The 19,375-nt window shown below is 68.7% G+C and carries 17 protein-coding genes; 4 read left to right on the plus strand and 13 right to left on the minus strand.

Annotated elements, in window-relative coordinates:
• Positions 1-9 precede the first annotated feature (9 nt).
• On the minus strand, positions 10-1,656 hold the full coding sequence (locus E3O44_RS08700; RefSeq protein WP_134534356.1) for a sensor histidine kinase: 1,647 nt from the start codon (positions 1,654-1,656) through the stop codon (positions 10-12).
• Positions 1,656-2,402, minus strand: a complete 747-nt coding sequence (locus E3O44_RS08705) for a response regulator transcription factor (protein WP_134446731.1) — start codon at positions 2,400-2,402, stop codon at positions 1,656-1,658. The genes E3O44_RS08700 and E3O44_RS08705 overlap by 1 nt, the downstream gene beginning before the upstream one ends.
• A gap of 245 nt (positions 2,403-2,647) precedes the next feature.
• On the opposite strand from E3O44_RS08705, the gene E3O44_RS08710 reads away from it, so the two are divergent.
• Positions 2,648-3,259: a YqaJ viral recombinase family protein gene (locus tag E3O44_RS08710; protein WP_372488124.1), complete on the plus strand. Its 612-nt coding sequence runs from the start codon at positions 2,648-2,650 to the stop codon at positions 3,257-3,259.
• Here the strand turns inward: E3O44_RS08710 and E3O44_RS08715 are convergent.
• The 5 genes from E3O44_RS08715 to E3O44_RS08735 form a co-directional block, all read right to left on the minus strand.
• The gene (locus tag E3O44_RS08715) at positions 3,219-3,947 is read right to left on the minus strand and encodes a signal peptidase I (protein ID WP_134534358.1); all 729 of its coding nucleotides are present in this window, start codon (positions 3,945-3,947) and stop codon (positions 3,219-3,221) included. The genes E3O44_RS08710 and E3O44_RS08715 overlap by 41 nt on opposite strands.
• Positions 3,944-4,738, minus strand: a complete 795-nt coding sequence (locus E3O44_RS08720) for a hypothetical protein (protein ID WP_134534359.1) — start codon at positions 4,736-4,738, stop codon at positions 3,944-3,946. Before E3O44_RS08720 ends, E3O44_RS08715 begins: the two co-directional genes overlap by 4 nt.
• 53 nt (positions 4,739-4,791) lie before the next feature.
• The gene (locus E3O44_RS08725) at positions 4,792-6,105 is read right to left on the minus strand and encodes an RICIN domain-containing protein (RefSeq protein WP_241976280.1); all 1,314 of its coding nucleotides are present in this window, start codon (positions 6,103-6,105) and stop codon (positions 4,792-4,794) included.
• Between the two features lie 5 nt (positions 6,106-6,110).
• Entirely contained in the window at positions 6,111-6,611 is a 501-nt protein-coding gene (locus E3O44_RS08730; RefSeq protein WP_134534361.1) for a hypothetical protein, read from the minus strand.
• Between the two features lie 191 nt (positions 6,612-6,802).
• Positions 6,803-7,393 (minus strand): alternate-type signal peptide domain-containing protein, encoded by a 591-nt coding sequence (locus tag E3O44_RS08735; RefSeq protein WP_134534362.1) that lies wholly within the window; start codon positions 7,391-7,393, stop codon positions 6,803-6,805.
• A 411-nt stretch (positions 7,394-7,804) separates the two neighbouring features.
• Here E3O44_RS08735 and E3O44_RS08740 point away from each other — a divergent pair, with 411 nt between their 5' ends.
• Positions 7,805-8,812: an NADP-dependent oxidoreductase gene (locus E3O44_RS08740; protein ID WP_241976178.1), complete on the plus strand. Its 1,008-nt coding sequence runs from the start codon at positions 7,805-7,807 to the stop codon at positions 8,810-8,812.
• Positions 8,809-10,218 carry a cryptochrome/photolyase family protein gene (locus E3O44_RS08745; protein WP_134534363.1) on the plus strand — a complete coding sequence of 470 codons (1,410 nt, stop codon included), beginning with the start codon at positions 8,809-8,811 and terminating at the stop codon, positions 10,216-10,218. The genes E3O44_RS08740 and E3O44_RS08745 overlap by 4 nt, the downstream gene beginning before the upstream one ends.
• A 110-nt stretch (positions 10,219-10,328) precedes the next feature.
• Here the strand turns inward: E3O44_RS08745 and E3O44_RS08750 are convergent, their stop codons facing one another.
• The 3 genes from E3O44_RS08750 to aceA form a co-directional block, all read right to left on the minus strand.
• Entirely contained in the window at positions 10,329-10,862 is a 534-nt protein-coding gene (locus tag E3O44_RS08750) for a GNAT family N-acetyltransferase (protein WP_338144729.1), read from the minus strand.
• A 104-nt stretch (positions 10,863-10,966) separates the two neighbouring features.
• Positions 10,967-12,574 (minus strand): malate synthase A, encoded by a 1,608-nt coding sequence (gene aceB, locus E3O44_RS08755; RefSeq protein WP_134534863.1) that lies wholly within the window; start codon positions 12,572-12,574, stop codon positions 10,967-10,969.
• A gap of 193 nt (positions 12,575-12,767) precedes the next feature.
• Positions 12,768-14,099, minus strand: a complete 1,332-nt coding sequence (gene aceA, locus E3O44_RS08760) for an isocitrate lyase (RefSeq protein WP_134534365.1) — start codon at positions 14,097-14,099, stop codon at positions 12,768-12,770.
• 141 nt (positions 14,100-14,240) lie between these two features.
• On the opposite strand from aceA, the gene E3O44_RS08765 reads away from it, so the two are divergent.
• Entirely contained in the window at positions 14,241-15,731 is a 1,491-nt protein-coding gene (locus E3O44_RS08765; protein ID WP_134534366.1) for a helix-turn-helix transcriptional regulator, read from the plus strand.
• 144 nt (positions 15,732-15,875) lie between these two features.
• On the opposite strand, the gene E3O44_RS08770 is transcribed toward E3O44_RS08765, so the two are convergent.
• The 3 genes from E3O44_RS08770 to E3O44_RS08780 are packed head-to-tail and all read right to left on the minus strand — an operon-like array spanning position 15,876 to position 19,356.
• Positions 15,876-16,721, minus strand: a complete 846-nt coding sequence (locus E3O44_RS08770; RefSeq protein ID WP_134534367.1) for a transglutaminase family protein — start codon at positions 16,719-16,721, stop codon at positions 15,876-15,878.
• The gene (locus E3O44_RS08775) at positions 16,718-17,647 is read right to left on the minus strand and encodes an alpha-E domain-containing protein (RefSeq protein WP_134534368.1); all 930 of its coding nucleotides are present in this window, start codon (positions 17,645-17,647) and stop codon (positions 16,718-16,720) included. Before E3O44_RS08775 ends, E3O44_RS08770 begins: the two co-directional genes overlap by 4 nt.
• Positions 17,641-19,356, minus strand: coding sequence for a circularly permuted type 2 ATP-grasp protein (locus tag E3O44_RS08780; protein WP_134534369.1), 1,716 nt, complete (start codon positions 19,354-19,356; stop codon positions 17,641-17,643). The genes E3O44_RS08775 and E3O44_RS08780 overlap by 7 nt, the downstream gene beginning before the upstream one ends.
• Positions 19,357-19,375 lie beyond the last annotated feature (19 nt).

Here is a 19,375-nt window from a genome sequence, read left to right on the forward strand (position 1 = left end):
TGCCGCGGGTCAGGCGAGCGGGAGCGACACCCGGAACTCGGTGCGGCCCGGCCGGCTCGACACCGACACCTCGCCCTGGTGCGCGGTCACGACCGCCTGGACGATGGCGAGGCCGAGCCCGGTGCTTCCGGTGCCCCGGAACCGCGAGCTGTCGCCGCGGGCGAAACGCTCGAACAGGGTCGTCTGGAGGTTCGCCGGGATGCCGGGGCCGTCATCCGTTACCGTCACGATCGCCCGGCCGTCCTGCTCGGACAAAGCCACCTCGACGGTCGTGTCGGGCGGGGTGTGGATGCGCGCGTTCGCGAGCAGGTTGGTGAAGACCTGGTGCAGCCGGGGCGTGTCGCCGATGGCCTGGATCGGCTCGTCGGGGAGCTCGAGGTTGAGCACCCGGTCGCGGCCGGCGGCGTGCGCGTCGCTCACGACGTCGACGAGCAGGCTCGTGAGGTCGACGGTGCCGTGCTCGAGTTCGCGGCCCTCGTCGAGGCGGGCGAGCAGCAGCAGGTCCTCGACGAGCCCGGTCATCCGCACGGACTCGGACTCGATCCGGCCGAGGGCGTGCAGGGCGTCCGGCGGCAGCTCCTGGCCGGAGCGCCGGGTGAGCTCGGAGTAGCCCCGGATCGAGGCGAGGGGCGTTCGGAGCTCGTGGCTGGCATCCGCGACGAACTGCCGCACCTTGTTCTCGCTCGCCTGCCGGGTCTCGAGGGCCAGGTCGACGTGGTCGAGCATGCGGTTGAGCGCGGAGCCGACCTGGCCGACCTCGGTGCGGGGGTCGGTGTCCGCGGCGGGGACCCGGTCGACGAGGCTGACCTCGCCGCGGTCGAGCGGGAGCTCGGAGACGCGGGCGGCCGTTGCCGTGACACGCTGCAGCGGGCGGAGGGCGAGGCGCACGATCCACATCGCGAGGATCGCGACGACGATGATGCCGACGAGGGAGACGACGCCGATGATCATGGCGAGCTGTGTCGCAGTGCCGTCGACCGTGCTGAGCGGGAGGCCGACGATCGAGAGGGTGCCGGTGCGGCTCGAGCTCGCGAGGATCCGGTAGCTGCCGACGTCGCCGCCGAGGTCGACGGTGACGGGCCGGGCGGTTCCGGTCTGGCTCGCGAGGATGTCGGCCTTCTGCACGAGGAGGTCGACCTGGTGAGCGGTGAGCGGGACGATCGTGCCGGTGTCGTCGGTGTAGCCGGCGGTGAGGGTGGAGTTGTAGAAGACGAGGGCGAGCGTGCCCGGCTGGCCGGGGCCGTTGAGGATGACGCTCGCGGAGGGAACGAACACCGGCAGCGTGGTGCCGGGGTCGTTGTCGTTGTCGCGGCGCCCCTCGAGCATCGAGTGCGACCGTTCCGCGGCCGAGCTCACCTGCTGGTCGAGAGCGGACAGCAGGTTGGCGCGCAGCACCGTGACGCTCACGACCCCGATCGAGACGCTCACGAGGGCGAGCAGGCCGACGACGGCGAGCACGAGCCGGCGGCGCAGCGTCCAGGGCGCGCGGGCGCGGCGCCGCAACCACTGCGGGCGGCGGAGCCACTGCGGTCGGCGCGACGGATGCTGCCGGCCGGCCGCACCGCTCGGGTGGGCCCGGCTGGTCGGGCCGAACGGGTCGACCTGGTCGGTCGGGTCGGTCGGGTCGACCGGGCCCGGCTGGTCGGTCGGCGTCATCACGCGGTTTTCAGCATGTACCCCGCACCGCGCACGGTGTGGATCATCGGCTCGCGCCCCGCATCGATCTTCTTGCGCAGGTAGGAGATGTAGATCTCGACGACGGAGGACTTGCCCCCGAAGTCATAGCTCCAGACCCGGTCGAGGATCTGGGCCTTGCTCAGCACGCGGCGGGGGTTGCGCATCAGGAAACGGAGCAGTTCGAATTCGGTCGCGGTGAGCTCGATGGCGTCGCCGGCGCGGGAGACCTCGTAGCTGTCCTCGTCGAGGGTGAGGTCGCCGACGGAGATGCGCGGGTCGACGGAGTCGGACACGGCCAGGGTCGAGCGGCGGATCAGGCCGCGCAACCGGGCGACGACCTCTTCGAGGCTGAACGGCTTCGTGACGTAGTCGTCGCCGCCTGCGGTCAGGCCGGCGATGCGGTCGTCGAGGGAGTCTTTGGCGGTCAGGAAGAGCACGGGCGTTTCGTAGCCGTCGGCGCGCACCCGCTGCAACACCTGCAGGCCGTCGATGTCGGGCAGCATGATGTCGAGCACGATCGCGTCCGGCCGGAACTCGCGGGCGATCGTCAGCGCCTGGCGTCCCTCGCCGGCGGTGCGCACCTCCCAGCCCTCGTAGCGGAGGGCCATCGAGAGCAGATCCGTGAGCGTGGGTTCGTCATCGACGACGAGCACTCGAATGGGACTTCCGTCGGCCTTGTGGAGACGCGGCCCGCGGGTCGAGTGGTCAGTTTCACGTGTGCTCATAATTACTCAGTATCGCGAGCTTTCTATGGAAAGCCTATGCGGGGCCCGTGGCGCTCCTGTGAATGGGGTTCGCGTCCGCTCTGCCCCGGCCCGCGCGCCCACCCCGAGCCCGGCCCGGGGCTGGCACAATGGGGAGAGTGACCGATACCCTGCTGCCGCTTTTCGAGCCGGCAGGGTCACCGGCAGGGTCACCGGCAGGGTCACCGGCAAAAGCCTCAGCGGTTGCCGCGGCGGCAGCATCCGCGCTGCGCACGCCCGCGATCGCACCGCACCTGCTCCGTATCGTGGCCGATTCCACGGACTGGGCGGCCTGGATGCGCGCCCGCAACCAGGGCATCACGGCCACGGATGTCGCCAAGCTCGCGACCCCCAAGTCGGTGCAGAACGCGGCCAACGACAAGATGAACGGCAGCAACTTCGGCGGCAACACGTACACCGATCACGGTCGCGCCCGCGAGCCCGTGATCGCCGCCTGGGTGCTCGAGAACTACGGCATCGAGCCGAGCACGACGCTGTTCCATGCCGCCGACCACCGCCGGCACCTCGCGACGCCCGATGGAGTGGGCACGGATGCCCGGACGCTCGAACTTTCGGAGATCAAGACGACGAACAAGGCGTGGCGCAGCATCCCTCGTTCCTATATGCGGCAGGTCTGGTGGCAGCAGTATGTGCTCGGCGCCGACCGGACGCTGCTGGTCTGGGAGCAGCACCGGGACTTCGTGCCGATCCGGTCGGAGCCGGAGTGCCGGTGGATCGAACGCGACGAGGACCAGATCGCGATCCTGGTCGGCTACGCGAACCAGCTGATCGACGTGCTCAACGCAATGGCGACCCGGGCGCAGCAGGCTCGGGCGTAGCCGCGATCCTCGTGGCCGCGGCAGCCCTGGCGCGACGGCGCTTGCGCAGCGCGGACACGGCGCCGCTCGCGAACATGTACCCCGTGTAGGCGAACAGCAACCCGGCGATGACGGGCACGATCCAGCTGCGGCTCTGGCCGTTGACGGCGTTGTTCACCCAGCCGACCCACGGCACCGAGTACCAGAGCCGTCCCTGGATCTGCACCGGGAGCACCTGATCGGCGTCGGCGACGCTGTTGTTGTCTCCTTTGAATGTGAACGTGCGCCCGCCGGCGGAGCTCGAGCTGATCGCGGTGACGCGATGAGTGATCACCCCCGGCACTCCCGAGTGGATCTGGTACGTCACGACGTCGCCGATCCGGATGTCGTCCGGGGCGACCGGACGCACGATGATGAGCGTTCCGGGCGGCAGGGTGGGCTCCATCGAGCTGGTCAGCACGGTGAGCGGTGTCGACCCCGTGACCTTCGGCACCACGATCAGCAGCAGCGCGAGGGCGACGACGAGAAGCAGGATCGCGCCGCTGACCGCGAGGCCGAGGTAGTGCAGCAGGCTCTTCTCGGCCGGTTCTACGGCGGCGGGCACCCCGGGCACGGATGCCTCCGGTCCGGGCAGCTCGCGGTCGAACGACTCGGGTGCGTCGCCGACGACCGGCGTCAGCAGCAGTGGATCGAGCTGGGATCGGGTCATTCCCGGTCCTCCTCAGGTCGGCGACGGCGGGCGAGCAGCAGGAAGAGACCGACCCCGAGCAACAGCCCGCCGACGACCAGCACGGGAGCGGGCGGCTCGACCCCGGTGTGGGCGAGGAATCCGGTGCCCGCGACGGCGGCGAACGTCTTCGTAGTGGGCGTCGGTGTTCCCGGCAGCACGGGGACGACCGTTCCCGGGTCGTCGCAGGCGGACGCCGCGAACGGGCCGCCCTGGGCATCCCGCATCGCCACCAGCAGCCCGAGACCGGCGCTCGCTCCCTGATCGACAGTGCCGGAGACATCCGCCATGGTGAACGTCACGATGAGCTTCATCGTGCCGCCGGCCGCGATCGGCTGGGACGGGACCACGATTCCGCAGCTGTCGAGCGCGCGCAGGGTGCGGGAGAGGGTGTCGCCGGTGCCGGAGTTCCAGGCGGAGAGGGTGACGTGGTCGGCGTATCCGCCGGCCGGGAGCAGCACGTCGTGTGCGCTCACCCGGACCTCGGCCGGGGCGGCGGTCGGGTTGCGCACCCACAGGGTGGCCTGCTGGGAGCCGCGCGGGATGAGCAGGCCGAGCCCGTCGAAGAGGCCGGCGCTGAGCGTCGTCGCGAAGTGCGTGCCGTCGGTGCTGAGGAGCAGGTCGACAGGGGCGGTCGGTGCGGCGGTGACTGTCGGTGTCGAGGTCGGGGTCGAGGTCGCCGTGTTCGCGTGCGCCGGCGTTGCGACGGCGGCGAGCCCGAATACGGCGGCCAGCGCGGCAACGCTGGCGGCGATCCGGATAGCTACCGTCACTCGGCCCGGTCCGAACGCCGGCGACGGAGTTGCAAACGGGCGCATCGTCATCGTCAGCCCACGTTCGTGAGCGTGAAGGCCTGGGTAGCGCTGCCGACAATACACGTCTTCGCGACGACTTGGATGTCCCCTTGTGCGGTGAGGGTGTTGACGTTGTCCAGGCACTTGTTCGTCTGGACGTTCTTGATAGTAAAGGTGCCGTTGCCGCCCGTGATCGGCACGACCGACCAGATCTGGCTCGAGGAGCCATCAAAGGTCTGAATATCCGCGTTGACATTCCCCGTCCCGGTGAGGTCCCAATACCGGTTGGTGACATATTTTGCGCGGATCGTGTAGTTCGTCCCGGAACCGAGCACGAACTGCCAGGCCTGGTTGTCAAAGGACGTTGCTTTGCAGCCGAAGAAGATCAGCAAGGTACCGCTCGCAGTCAGTTCCTTCTCACCGTCGATGCACGTTTCGGTTCCGGCGATCTTGACCTTGTACCAGGCCGAGCCACTAATGCCACTGGTGCTTGTACCGATCGACGCCGTCGCCGGAGAGGCATTGCCATTCGAATCGATGGCCACCACATAGTAGGAGTAACTCGTCCCGACGTTGAGTCCGGTATCGACGTAACTCAGTGCGGTGAGCGAGGTCACGGTTGCGATGGGTGTGCTCGTCCCGACGCGATACACCTGATACCCGGCGACGGTGCTCGCATCGGCCGGAGCTTTCCACGAGACCGTCAGGCTGTGGTCGGTCAGGGTGGTGACCGCAAGGCTGAGCGGCGTCATGCTCGTCAGGCTCTGCGTCGCGGTGTCGGAATTGCCCGTGGTCGCCCAGTTCTTGCCGACCGTTGCACTCAGAGTCGAGGTGGCGTTCAGCGAGCCAGAGGCGGAGGTGAAACGGAGCGCCGGCGTGATGCTGGTGCTGACGCAATAAACCGTCGAGGCGCCCGCGGCGAGAGTGCCGGTCAAGGGAGCAGTCGGCGTCCAATTCTGCGCTCCCGGCACCGCTGCGCTCACGTTTACGGGACATGGCACGGTGGAGACCCATGCCTGCACGGTGATCGCCGACGCTAACCCGCCCGAGGCTGCGAACGCGAGTGTGTATTGCGCCGGCACCGACCCATTGTTCTTGACCGTGACGGGCGTCGTCGCGGACAACGCGCTTGCCGGGCTGGAGAGATACACGTGCGCCAGAGCACTAAAACCCGATTGCTTCACGCTCAGGGTTCCGGCCGCAACAGAGGCCGACAGCGTTGAAGGCTTGGCGGTCCAGGTTGCCTGGGCGACACTCGTACCTGCGAGCGTCAGAAAGAGGGCCAGGGCGAGCGTCAGCATCCGCTTGGGCGAGCGGATGCTCCGGGTCGGGCGCGTCGCGGTCATCACGGTCAGGCCTGGATCCCATCGATGGTGACGCCGAAGGTCGTGGATAGCTGGTCTACGGCCGGCTGGGGCGCGTCATACGAGAGCGCCACCGACACGCAGAGCACGATGGAAGCGCCCACCGGGACGGTCGCGCCCAGAGCGGCAACGGCAGGGGTGGTGCCGACGACCGCGGACCAGGAGGGTGCAGGCACTGCCGGGCACGCCCCGACCGCGAGGCCGACGGTCAGCCATGAGGAGACGGGAATCGCCGGACTCGGAGCTGTCAGTCCCGCAACGCGGATGGCGAGGGGTACGTCACCGGTGTTGGTCACGGTGACAGGGGCGCTGATCGTTGCGCCCGGGTAGAGCGGGGTGGTCGGCAGGCTCAGGGGCGACACGCTGACGGTAGCGGTGCCGGACGTGATCGTTGTAGCTGCGGAGACCGGAGCGCTCGTATTGAGGAACGCATAGGAGCCGCCGGCGCCAAGCACCGCCAGGATCACTGCGGCGGTCGTGGCGGCCACTGCAGATAGGACGGACCGGAGCGTGAGCCGCGGGAGAAATTTGGCCCCCGCAACCTTGTCGGCAGCGATGAAATCCCACTTTCGGGTCCTAGTCAAAGCTTCGTCACCCCTATCCGCGCATGCCCTTGAGAACAGCCTCGAACCTGCGGCCGGCGCACAATGCACAAACTCAAGGTGCGCCGGCCCGAGAACTAACCCTGGGTGATGGTGATGGCGAGGTCACTCAGTTTCACAGAGCCGAGCTTGGTTGCCGCCTCCGAGCTGTCGCCAGCAGTCCCGTTCTTGGGGAATTTGACGGTTACCGTCACCACGGCATCGACACCATTGATTCCAGTGGCACCTGGAGTAACGGTGTAAGACGAGCCGGATCCGGAGAATCCCGTAACACCGGACAAGGCAATTGACGCCGAGTTCGTCAGGTAGGTCGACAAGGCCAGGTCCGCTGGCGCCGTCAACGCTGGCGAAACCGAGACCGGAGCGAACGAGCCGGGAGCGAGAGCAAGTGTGGCGGTGAGGTTGTCACCGGTCGCAGTAATCTTCACCGTCTTCGTGTAGGTGAGAGAGTCGCCCGGAACTGCCTTAAACGTGCTCGGATCGATGCTCTTGCCACCGCTCGTCCAGGCGCCGACCCCGCTTGGTGTGATGACGAGCGTGCCTGCGGTGATCGTCGCGCCACTGCCCGCCGCAGCACTTGAGTTCCACTGCGCGAGGGTTCCCGCACCGCCGAGGAGGAGCGCCACGCCGACCGCGCCGGCGATGGAGCCTTTGAGAAGCTTGTTCATGATGGATCCTTTTCGACGCCTCGAAGGGCATCAGGGTAGTTGCAGGCCGAGATTCGGCCGACCGATGGGAAGGACAGTTCGTTCGTTGCCCGGGCGGGAGAGATCGCGCCACTTCGGGTGCGGCGCGAAATTCCAGCACGGGCAACGGGTCGCCGAATACAGGCCAAAGGCACACCAGTCGCCTGGTGGACGCTCGACTCGAACGGTCCCCCTAAATGAGGACTTCGGTCCCCCTTTATGTGGACAGACTACGACCGCGAGAGAGAGCAAATCCAGACCCCGACGCCCCCAAGGTGAGGCACAATGAGCGTTTCCGCACCCCCAGATCGAGTCACGTTGCTAACGGGATCTGCCGGGTGACCGAGGGTGTTTCAGCTGTCCGCCGGCTGCCGGCCGGGAGACAATGGAGACATGGCACATGCAACGAACCTGCCCCCGACCATGCGCGCCCTCGTGATCGACCGCACCGGCGCGGCCGAAGAGCTCCACCTGGACACGGTGCCGACGCCGATCCCCGTACTCGACGAGCTCATCGTGCGCGTCGTCGCAGCGGGCGTCAACCCGATCGACGTGAAGACCCGCGCCGGATCGGGCGTCGCGGCGGCGATCTCGGCCTTCCCGGCCGTGCTCGGCTTCGACTTCAGCGGGATCGTGGTCAGCTCGCCGTACGAGGCGTTCCCGCTGCAGCCCGGCGACGAGGTCTATGGCATGACGCACTTTCCCCGCACGACGGGCAGCTACGCCGAGTACATCGCCGTCTCGAGCATGAGCGTCGCCCTCAAGCCGTCGACGCTGAGCCACATCGAGGCCGCCGCCGTGCCCGTCGCAGCCCTGGCCGCATGGGAGATGGTCGTCGAGATCGCCGAGGTGACACCCGGCGAGCGGATGCTGATCCACGCCGGCAGCGGCGGCGTCGGTCACTTCGCGGTACAGATCGCCAAGGCCTTCGGCGCCTACGTGATCACGACGGGCTCGCCCCGCAACGCGGAGTTCCTGCGCCAGCTCGGCGCCGACGAGGTCATCGACTACACGAGCATCCGCTTCGACGAGGTTCTCGCCGACGTCGACTCGGTGATCGACCTGATCGGCAACGTGCACGACGATACCGGCACGCGGTCCCTCCGCGTCCTCCGGCCGGACGGGGTGCTCGTGAACGCGCCGAGCGGAAGCTGGCCGACCCTGCAGGCGGATGCGGAGGCCGCCGGAGTGCGGGCGACCGGATTCAAGGTCGCTGCGGACGCAGACGCCCTGGACTGGATCACCAAGATGATCGACGACGGCGCGGTACGCCCCCACATCGACCATGTCTTCGAGCTCGCGGAGGGTCCCGCCGCCCACCGGCTGGTCGAGGAGGGGCACACCCGCGGCAAGATCGTCCTGCGGATCTCCGACGTCGGAGTCTCCGGGACGGGCGCGTGAGCCCAGCGGAAGGCGCCGGGCCGACGATCGTCTGGTTCCGCGACGACCTCCGGCTCGCCGACAACCCGGCACTGCACGCGGCCGTCGAACGCGGGCTCCCGATCGTCGCGGTCTACGTGCTCGACGAGGAATCCCCGGGCGTGCGGCCGCTCGGCGGGGCCTCCCGCTGGTGGCTGCACGGCAGCCTCCGCGCGCTCGGCGACTCGCTCGACGCGCTCGGCGGGAGCCTTCTGCTCCGGCGTGGACCGGCGGCCGACGTCATCGGCGCGCTCGCGGCATCCGTGGGCGCTGGCGCCGTGTTCTGGAACCGCCGCTACGGCGCTGCGGAACGCGAGGTCGACACCGTGATCAAGACGGCGCTGCACGCCGACGGCGTTGAGGCCCGGAGCTTCGCCGGCTCGTTGCTCTTCGAGCCGTGGACGATCCGCACCGGCCAGGGCAACCCGTACTCGGTCTTCACGCCGTTCTGGCGCGCCTGCGTCGCCGGCCCTCCCCCGCGCGAGCCCTACCCGGCGCCGACGGCGATCGACGGCTGGCCGGGGGCGGTGCCCTCTGATCGACTCGACGACTGGGGGCTCCTGCCCACCCACCCGGACTGGGCGGCCGGGCTCCGTGCGACCTGGCAGCCGGGCGAGGCCGTCGCGGCCGAGGCACTCGAGACCTTTCTGCGCGAGTCGCTCGCGCGCTACGCCGACGAGCGGGACACCCCGGCCCAGACCGCGACGAGCCGCCTGTCGCCGCGGCTCCGCTGGGGTGAGGTGAGCCCGTTCCAAGTCTGGCATGCCACCCAGCGGGTGCTGCGCGGGGCGGATGCGGCCACCGCGTCGAGCGCGCAACGGTTCCTGACCGAGCTCGGCTGGCGGGAGTTCAGCTATCACGTGCTCTTCCACGCGCCCGAGCTTGCGACCTCGAATCTCAAGCGCGAGTTCGACCGGTTCCCGTGGCCCCCGCTCGACGACCGGGTGCTCAAGGCGTGGCGGCAGGGCCGTACCGGCATCCCCCTCGTCGACGCCGGGATGCGGGAACTGTGGCGCACCGGGAGTATGCACAATCGGGTACGCATGGTCACCGCTTCATTCCTCACCAAGAATCTGTTGGTGGACTGGCGGGTCGGTGAGCAATGGTTCTGGGACACCCTCGTCGACGCCGACGGCGCAAGCAACCCGTTCGGCTGGCAGTGGGTCGCGGGATCGGGCGCCGATGCCGCGCCCTACTTCCGGGTGTTCAACCCTGAATTGCAGGCGGCGCGGTTCGACCCGCATGGGGAGTACATCCGCGAGTACGTGCCCGAAATCGGCACGGATGCCTACCCGGCGCCGCTCGTTGACCTCGGCGAGACCCGGCGCGCGGCCCTCGCCGCCTACGAGCAGGTCAAGGCAGCGAAGACGCCGGCCCCCACTCCCTGAGGTGTCGCAGATCGACGTTCGCGAGCACAACGAACGTCGATCTGCGACACCTCAGGGGGCGATGGGCAGCATTCGCGCGGGCAGAGTTCGCGCGGGCAGAGTTCGCGCGGTCAGAGTTCGCGTTCGAGCACGTAGTCGTCCTCGTAGCGGTCGCCGACGAGGAAGTGCTTCGTGCCTACAGCGGCGAAGCCGTGCTTCCCGTAGAAGCGGATGGCCCGCGCGTTCTCCTCGTTGACGCCGAGCCAGGCGCCCCGAGCGCCGCGCTCCCTGGCGGCATCGAGTGTGGCCGTCATCAGGAGCCCGGCCACCCCGCGGCCGTGAGTTTCCGCGCGCAGGTAGCACTTGCTGAGTTCAACGGTCGGGCGAATGCCGATGGCCGCGAGCACGTCGGAGTCGGCCGGCTCGCCGAAGATCAGCATGGTGTAGCCGAGCGAGAGGCGAGTGTCCTGGTCTTCGGCGAGGAACAGCATCCGCTCGGGATCGGCGAGGTAGGCGGCGAAGTTGGCCTCGGCCAGAACGTCGCGAACGAACACGGCGATCGCCTCCGCTGTCGTGTGTGGAGGGCACGCGAGCGCAAAAGTCGCGGCCGCCAGTTCGGCGAGCACCCCGGCATCCGCCGCCCCCGCCTGTCGTATCGCAATCACCACCCCACCCTACCGACTCGTCCGTCCGCGAAAGCGGGTGAATCGTCGCCAACCAACGGCCAGAACGACGATTCACCCGCTTTTCGCGGAAACGGCGACGAACGCTAGAGGAAGCGGGCGTAGGCGCCGACGGTGAGGAAGGTCGGGAACTCGGGCTCGAGCGCCGCCGTGCGGAAGACCGACAGGGCGTCGTCGAACCGGTCGCCCGGGGTCCGGGGCAGGGAGGCGAACACGTCGGCGACCAGGGCGTCCACCCAGGGTCCGTCGATGCGCACGCCCTCCGCGGTGACCGAGTTGTCGTGGATCCACTGCCACACCTGCGAGCGGGAGATCTCCGCGGTCGCGGCGTCCTCCATCAGGTTGTCGATCGCCGCGGCGCCGACGCCGCGCAGCCAGGACTCGATGTAGCGCAGCCCGATCGTGATGTTGTCGCGCACGCCGGCCGTCGTGATCTGCCCGCCGACGGATGCGACGTCGAGCAGCTCCGCTGCCGTCACGCTGACGTCGTCGCGGGTGCGCTCGAGCTGGTTCGGCCGGTCGCCGAGCACGGCGTCGAACTCGGCCTGGGCGGTCGGGATCAGGTCGGGGTGGGCGACCCAGGTGCCGTCGAAGCCGTCGCCGGCTTCGCGCTTCTTGTCCGCAGCGACCTGCTCGAGCGCCCGGGCGGTGACCTCGGGATCGCGCCGGTTCGGGATGAACGCGCTCATGCCGCCGATGGCATACGCGCCGCGTCCGTGGCAGGTGGAGACGAGCAGCTCGGTGTACGCGCGCATGAACGGCACGGTCATCGTGATCTGCTTGCGGTCGGGGAAGACGAACCGGCGCCCGCGGGCGCGGAAGGTCTTGATGATGCTGAAGATGTAGTCCCAGCGACCGGCGTTGAGGCCGGCGCAGTGGTCGCGGAGCTCGTAGAGGATCTCCTCCATCTCGAATGCGGCCTGGATCGTCTCGATCAGCACGGTCGCGCGGATCGTGCCGTACGGGATGCCGAGGGCGTCTTCGGAGTGACTGAAGATGTCGTCCCAGAGCCGGGCCTCGAGGTGGCTCTCGAGCTTCGGTAGGTAGAAGTACGGTCCGCTCCCGCCGTCGATGAGGCGCTGGGCGTTGTGGAAGAAGTAGAGGCCGAAGTCGACGAGGCTGCCGGAGGCGCTCATCGTGCGGTTCGCCCGGTCGATGAAGCTGATGTTCTTCTCGACGAGGTGCCAGCCGCGCGGGCGCATCACGATCGTCGGGGTCGCACCGGTCGCGTCACCCGTGACGGTGTATTCCTTGCCCTCCGGGCTCGTGAAGTCGAGCTGCCCGCGAACTGTGTCGAACAGGGTGATCTGGCCCTCGATGACGTTCGCCCAGGTCGGGCTCGTGGCGTCTTCCTGGTCGGCGAGCCACACCCTGGCGCCCGAGTTGAGCGCGTTGATGGCCATCTTGCGGTCGGTCGGACCGGTGATCTCGACGCGGCGGTCTTCGAGTCCGGGTCCGGCGCCGGCGACGCGCCAGCTCGGGTCGCGGCGGATGTGCGCCGTCTCGGTGAGGAAGCCGGGGTCGCGCCCATTGGCGGCGTCGACGCGCTTCCGCAGCCGGGTCGCGAGCAGGTCGTGGCGGGTGCCGGCGAAGCGGTCGTGCAGCTCCGAGACGAAGTCGAGCGCCGCGGGGGTGAGGATCTCGTCGTAGCGGGCACCGAGGTCGCCGGTGACCTCGAGGTGCGGCTGGGTCATGGCGAAACTGCCGGTGTTCGTGCTCGGCGAGACCGTTTCGGTCGTCGCGAGGGGGGAATTCATGGTGTGTCTCCTTCTGCAGGGTGAGGTCGAGGGGTGCTGGGCGGTGAGCGGATGCGGCCGGCCGGGTGGCCGCATCCGCTCGGTGATGCGACGGGTCAGAACGCTGAGCGATTCAGAAACGCGGAGCGGGTCAGAACTGCTCGGCCTCTGTGGAACCGACGAGGGCGAGGGTCGCGCTGTTGGGGTTGAGCGCTGTGGCGATCTTGTCGAAGTAGCCGGTACCGACCTCCCGCTGGTGGCGGGTGGCGGTGTAGCCGTCGGCCTCCGAGGCGAATTCGGCCTCCTGGAGTTCGACGTATGCGCTCATCTGGCGTTCGGAGTAGTCCTTGGCCAGGGTGAACATGGAGTGGTTGAGGGCGTGGAAGCCAGCGAGGGTGATGAACTGGAAGGCGTAGCCGGCCTTGGCGAGTTCGCGCTGGAACGCCTCGATCTGGGCGTCGTCGAGGTGCGACTTCCAGTTGAACGAGGGCGAGCAGTTGTAGGCGAGCTTCTTGCCGGGGAACTGCGCGTGGATCTCCTTCGCGAAGCGCTGCGCGAGCTCGAGGTCGGGCTCCGAGCTTTCCACCCAGAGCAGGTCGGCGTACGGCGCGTACGCGAGGCCGCGGGCGATGACGACGTCGATGCCGTTCTGGGTGTCGTAGAAGCCCTCCGCGGTGCGTTCCCCGGTGAGGAACTCCTGGTCGCGCTCGTCGATGTCGCTCGTGATGAGCGTCGCGGCGAGGGAGTCGGTGCGCGCGATGATGATCGTCGGCACGCCCGCGACATCCGCTGCGAGACGGGCGGCGTTCAGGGTGCGGATGTGCTGCCCGGTGGGGACGAGGACCTTGCCGCCCATGTGGCCGCACTTCTTCTCGCTCGCGAGCTGGTCTTCCCAGTGCACGCCGGCCGCCCCGGCCTCGATCATCGACTGCATGAGTTCGTAGGCGTTGAGCGGGCCGCCGAAGCCGGCCTCTGCGTCGGCGACGATCGGTGCGAGCCAGTCGATGCCGGTGCCGGTGCCGCCGTTCGCGGCCGCCTCACTCGTCTCGATCTGGTCGGCGCGGAGCAGCGCGTTGTTGATGCGGCGCACGACGGACGGGACCGAGTTCGCGGGGTAGAGCGACTGGTCGGGGTAGGTCTGGCCGGAGAGGTTCGCGTCGGCCGCAACCTGCCAGCCGGAGAGGTAGATGGCCTTGAGGCCGGCGCGCACCTGCTGTACGGCCTGGTTGCCGGTGAGGGCGCCGAGGGCGCGCACCCACTCGGGGTTTTCCTCGGTGCCGTTCTCGTGGATGAGCTTCCAGAGGTTCTCGGCGCCGCGGCGGGCGAGCGTGCGGTCTTCGCGAACAGACCCGCGGAGGCCGATGACGTCCTCTGCGGTGTAGTCGCGGCGGATGCCCTCCCAGCGTGCGTCGGCGGCCCACTCGAGGGCGAGCTCGGCGGCGGTCTGGGTCTGGTCTCCCGGGCGGGGTGCGTTCGCGGTCATGTTGTCTCCTTGGGTTTGCGTCATTGCTTGCCTGTGACACCTACTCTGCGGTGTTCTGGCAACCCGCACCCCGGCCGGATTCACAGAAGAAATGCAGTTCTTCTGCTTGCGTGAAGTTCTGCAGCGTGTGAGCATGGTGCGATGATCACCGCCGATCCCACCCTGCGCACCGCCCTGTCCCAGCCGGAACCCGACGAGCACGGGATCGATGCCCTGACCCTGGGCCGTCGCATCCGTGAACTCAGGGGCTCCCGCAGGATGACCCTCGACACCCTCGCTGCGGCGGTCGGGCGGGCGCCGTCGCAGGTCTCGATGATCGAGAACGGCAAGCGGGAGCCGCGGCTGTCGATGCTCCGCTCGATCGCGACCGCGCTCGGAACCACGGTCGACGAGCTGCTCAAGACGGAGGCGCCGTCGGAACGGGCCGCCCTGGAGATCGCGGTGGAACGCGCCCAGCGCGGGCCGGTGTTCACCGCACTCGGGCTCCCGCACATCCGAATCGGCCGGTCAACGAGCGATGAGGCACTCCAGACGATCCTCACCCTGCACCACGAGATCGAGCGCCTGCACCGGGAACGGGCGGCGACCCCCGAAGAGGCGCGGCGGGCGAACGCCGAACTGCGCGGCATCATGCGCGCGCGGGACAACTACTTCCCCGAACTCGAGGCCCAGGCTGCCGGGCTGCTGCGCGCGGTCGGCCACAGCGGCGGACCGGTGCCGCAACGGGTCGTCGCCGACATGGCCGCGCACCTCGGCTACTCGCTGCACTATGTCGCGGACCTGCCTCACTCGACGCGCTCGGTCACCGACAAGCGCAACGGCCGGATCTACCTCCCGATCGAGCAGACCGCCTCCCGGGACACCCGGTCCCCGATCCTGCAGGCGTTCGCGAGCGCGCTGTGCGGGCACGAGGAGCCGACAAGTTATGCGGAATTTCTGCGGCAGCGGGTCGAGACCAACTACCTGACGGCGGCGATCCTGCTGCCGGAGGACGATGCCGTGAAACTTCTGGCCGAGGCCAAGACGCAGCGCAGCATCTCGATGGAGGACCTCCGCGACGCCTTCGCGGTGTCCTACGAGACGGCCGCGCACCGGTTCACGAACCTCGCGACGGCCCGGCTCGGCATCCCGGTGCACTTCATGAAGGTGCACGAGTCCGGCACGATCATCAAGGCCTACGAGAACGACTCCGTCCGGTTCCCGAGCGACGCCCTCGGCGCCGTCGAGGGCACGACGGTCTGCCGCAGCTGGACCGCCCGGACGGTCTTCGACGTCGCCGACCGGTTCAGCCCCTGGTACCAGTACACCGACACCCCCTCCGGCACCTTCTGGTGCACCTCCCGCATCGCCAAGGCGAAGGAGGGCGAGTACTCGGTGAGCGTGGGCGTGCCGTTCTCGGAGACGAAGTGGTTCCTCGGCCGCGAGACGAACAACCGTGCCGTCTCCCGCTGCCCGGACGAGAGCTGCTGCCGCAGCGCCCCCGACGAGCTCGCCGAGCGCTGGGCCGGCCAGGCCTGGCCCGCCGCGCGCACCCCGACGAGCCTGCTCGCCGCCCTCCCGACCGGCACCTTCCCCGGCGTCGACCAGACCGAGGTCTACCAGTTCCTGGAATCCCACTCCCCCACCCGCTGAGCAGATCCCACCCCCTGAGCGGACGCCGTCCCCTGAGCGGATGCCGATCGGCATGACTCCTGCAGATTTCCGGCTCGGCCCGGAAGCTGCCCGGAATTCCGGGGCCGGACATCCGGCATCCCGGAATTTGCAGGAGTTATGCCATCAGGCCTCGCGGGTGATCTCTACCTTGACGAAGAGCTGGGAGCCCGCGGAGCCGGCGTAGACGCCGCGGAGCGGCGGCACGTCGTTGTAGTCGCGACCGCGGCCGACGGAGACGTGCCGGTCACCGATCTCGATCAGGTTCGTCGGGTCGAATCCGCGCCACTCTCCGCAGAACCACTCGACCCACGCGTGGGATTCGCCGGTGACGGTCTCGCCGACCTCCGCATTCGGTTTCGGGTGCAGATAGCCGGAGACGTACCTGGCCGGGATCCCGACCGAGCGCAGCGCGCCGAGGGCGATGTGCGTGATGTCCTGGCAGACCCCGCGCCGGTCGTTCCAGGCCTCTTCCGCGGTCGAGTGCACGCCCGTGACTCCCTGGACGTACTGCATCTGGTCGCCGATCGCGGCACAGATCTCGTAGGCGGCAGAGCAGGAGCTCGTGTGGCGCGCGGCGATCTCTGCCGCGAGCGCCTCGACATCCATCGGCGGTTTCGTCAGGCGGGTCTGCCGGGACTGTTCGAAGAGCGTCGAGGTGCGCAGGGCATCCGCGGCGAGGTCGACCCAGGTGTGTTCGTGGGTCTCGTGCTCGCGCGGCCGCACCTCGACGAGGCTGTTGGCGGTGAGCGTCAGCTCGGAGTGCGGGGTGAGCACCTCGAACGAGGAGACCCGGGTGCCCCAGTAGTCGGCGTAGTAGTGGTTGCCCGCCGTCGGGCTGATCTCGAGGTTCGAGAAGAGCACGAACTGGTCGACGGAACTGACCGGCAGCATCCGCGCCTCGTTGTAGGAGGCCGCGACCTCGCCCTTGTAGCGGTAGCCGGTCGTGTGCCGGATCCGGAGACGGTTCACGAGGCTTCCCCTGTCCAGGTCGGAACGTTCCCCTTCGGGAAATACCGGTTGCCGATGGCCTCCGAGGCGGTACTGGTCGCGTCCTGGACGCGCATCATCTGCAGCGGCAGGTCGTTCAGGATGTCCATGATCGGTCGGTACTCCAGCTGGCTGCGGATTTGGCCGAGCACCCGCTGGGCCTGGCCGGTGACGCCGGCCCGGTCGGTGCGCGGCTCGAGGTCGCGCAGGCACTGTTCGGCGCGCGAGACGGAGAAGACGATCGACCGGGGGAACAACCGGTCCATCAGCAGGTATTCGGCGGCGTTCCGGGCCGACGGCACCCCGCGGTAGGTGCGCAGGTAGGACTCGTACGCGCCGCAGGAACGCAGGATCGTTGTCCACGACGGCCCGCTCGCTTCGGTCAGCGACCGGGTGGCGAGAAGACGAGCCGTCATGTCCGCCTGCTCCAGACTGCGCCCGAGAGTGAAGAAGTGCCAGGCGTCGTCCCGGCTCGCACCGGCTTCGACGATCCCGACGGCGAGCGCGGCGCGTTCCCGCACCCAGGCGAAGTAGTCGTGGGTCTTCTCGCTCGCGACCTTGCGCGGCATCCGCGCGCTCGTCGTGTTGAGGCATTCCCAGAGTTCGGTCGGCACGATCTCCCGCGCGCGGCGGGCGTTCTCGCGTGCGGAGGTGATCGAGTACGCGATCGACGCCGGATGCGTGCGGTCCATGGCGAGGGTGGCGAGAACGTCCTTGCGGGTCAGCTCGCCCTCCTCGGGGACGGGGCTGCCCATCAGCTGCAGGAGCGACCGGCAGGCGAGGTTCTCCTCGATCCACGGATCCTCGAGCAGAAGCTGGAGGTGCACGTCGAGGATGCGGGCGGTGCCGTCGCTGCGCTCGATGTACCGTCCGATCCAGAACAGGCTTTCTGCAATGCGACTCAACATTCCCGGTCCTCCTGCGCCGATGACTTCGATGCCGCCGGCACCCCAACGGACACCGGTTGCTTCCCCTGCTGTTGCTGTTGCTGTTGCTCCTGCTGGTCGCTGTTGCCCAGAGGCTTGTCCTGCGGCGAGTGGTCGATGGAGTGTGCGCCCGCCACCGGAGCCTGGGTGTTCGCGGCCTGGTCGGCCACGAGACCCTGGATGTTGCGTGCGGAGGACTCGTGGTAGAAGTCGGGTTCGAGCCCGATCACCCAGGTGTCCTTCGATCCGCCGCCCTGGCTCGAGTTGACGACGAGCTCACCCTCGGGGAGCGCGACGCGGGTCAGACCGCCCGGCAGCACCCAGACATCCGTGCCGTCGTTCACGGCGAAGGGACGCAGGTCGGCATGGCGCGGCCGCATCCCGTCTTCGACGAGGGTCGGGATGGTCGAGAGCTGCACGACGGGCTGCGCGATCCAGCCACGCGGGTCACGCAGCAGCTGCTTCCGCAGCGTCGCGAGTTCCGCCTTCGACGCGGCAGGCCCCACGACAAGGCCCTTGCCCCCCGACCCGTCGACGGGCTTGACCACGAGCTCGTCGAGCCGGTCGAGCACCTCTTCGAGCGCGAGGGGATCCTCGAGCCGCCAGGTGTCGACGTTCGGGATGATCGGGTCTTCGGCGAGGTAGTAGCGGATGAGATCGGGCAGGTAGGTGTAGACGAGCTTGTCGTCCGCGACCCCGTTGCCGACCGCATTGGCGATCGTGACGTTCCCGAGCCGGGCGGCCATCAGCATGCCGGGCGACCCGAGCTGCGAGTCCGCGCGGAACTGGAGCGGGTCGAGGAATTCGTCGTCGACCCGGCGATAGATGACGTCGACCCGGGTGGGGCCTGCGGTCGTGCGCATCCAGACGCGCCCGCCGGAGCAGAACAGGTCGCGGCCTTCGACGAGTTCGACGCCCATCAGCCGGGCGAGCAGGGTGTGCTCGAAGTACGCGGAGTTGAAGACGCCCGGGGTGAGCACGACGACGTTGGGGTCGTCGACCCCGGCGGGGGCGGATGCCCGCAGCGCCTGGAGAAGCTTGTTCGGGTAATCGCCGACCGGGCGCACCCGCATCGAGACGAAGAGTTCGGGAAGCGTCTGCGCCATCACGCGACGATTGGAGATGACGTAGCTCACGCCGCTGGGCACGCGGACGTTGTCCTCGAGCACCCGCCACGCGCCCTTCTCATCGCGGATGAGGTCGATGCCGGAGACCTGGATGCGCACGTTGTTGGCCGAGACGATGCCGGCGGCCTGGCGGTGGAAGTGGTTGGACGAACTGATCAGGCTCGCCGGGATGACGCCGTCGTGCACGGCGGCCTGGGGCCCGTAGATGTCCGCAAGGAACGCCTCGAGCGCGAGGACGCGCTGCTTGATGCCGGCCTCGACGGTCACCCACTCCGGCTGTTCGATCACCCGCGGCACGGCGTCGAGCGGGAACGGCCGTTCCTCCCCCGCGAAGTCGAAGGTGACGCCCTGGGCGAGGTACGAACTCGCGAGCGCCGCCGTGCGGCCCCGCAGTTCCTCCTGGGTCATCTTGGCCAGGGCGCCATAGACGTCCTTGTACGCGGCACGCGTTTCCGTCGGAGTGAGCGAGGACGGATCCGGGAACATCTCGTCCCAGGCGCTCCCTGACCCCGTCCGTTTCCGACTCTTCGTAGTGGCACCGTAGCCGGTGAACAGGTCAACCATGGTCGGAGCGTAGTCGCCT

The sequence above is a fragment of the Cryobacterium algoricola genome (genome assembly GCF_004402485.1).
GTDB lineage: Bacteria > Actinomycetota > Actinomycetes > Actinomycetales > Microbacteriaceae > Cryobacterium > Cryobacterium algoricola.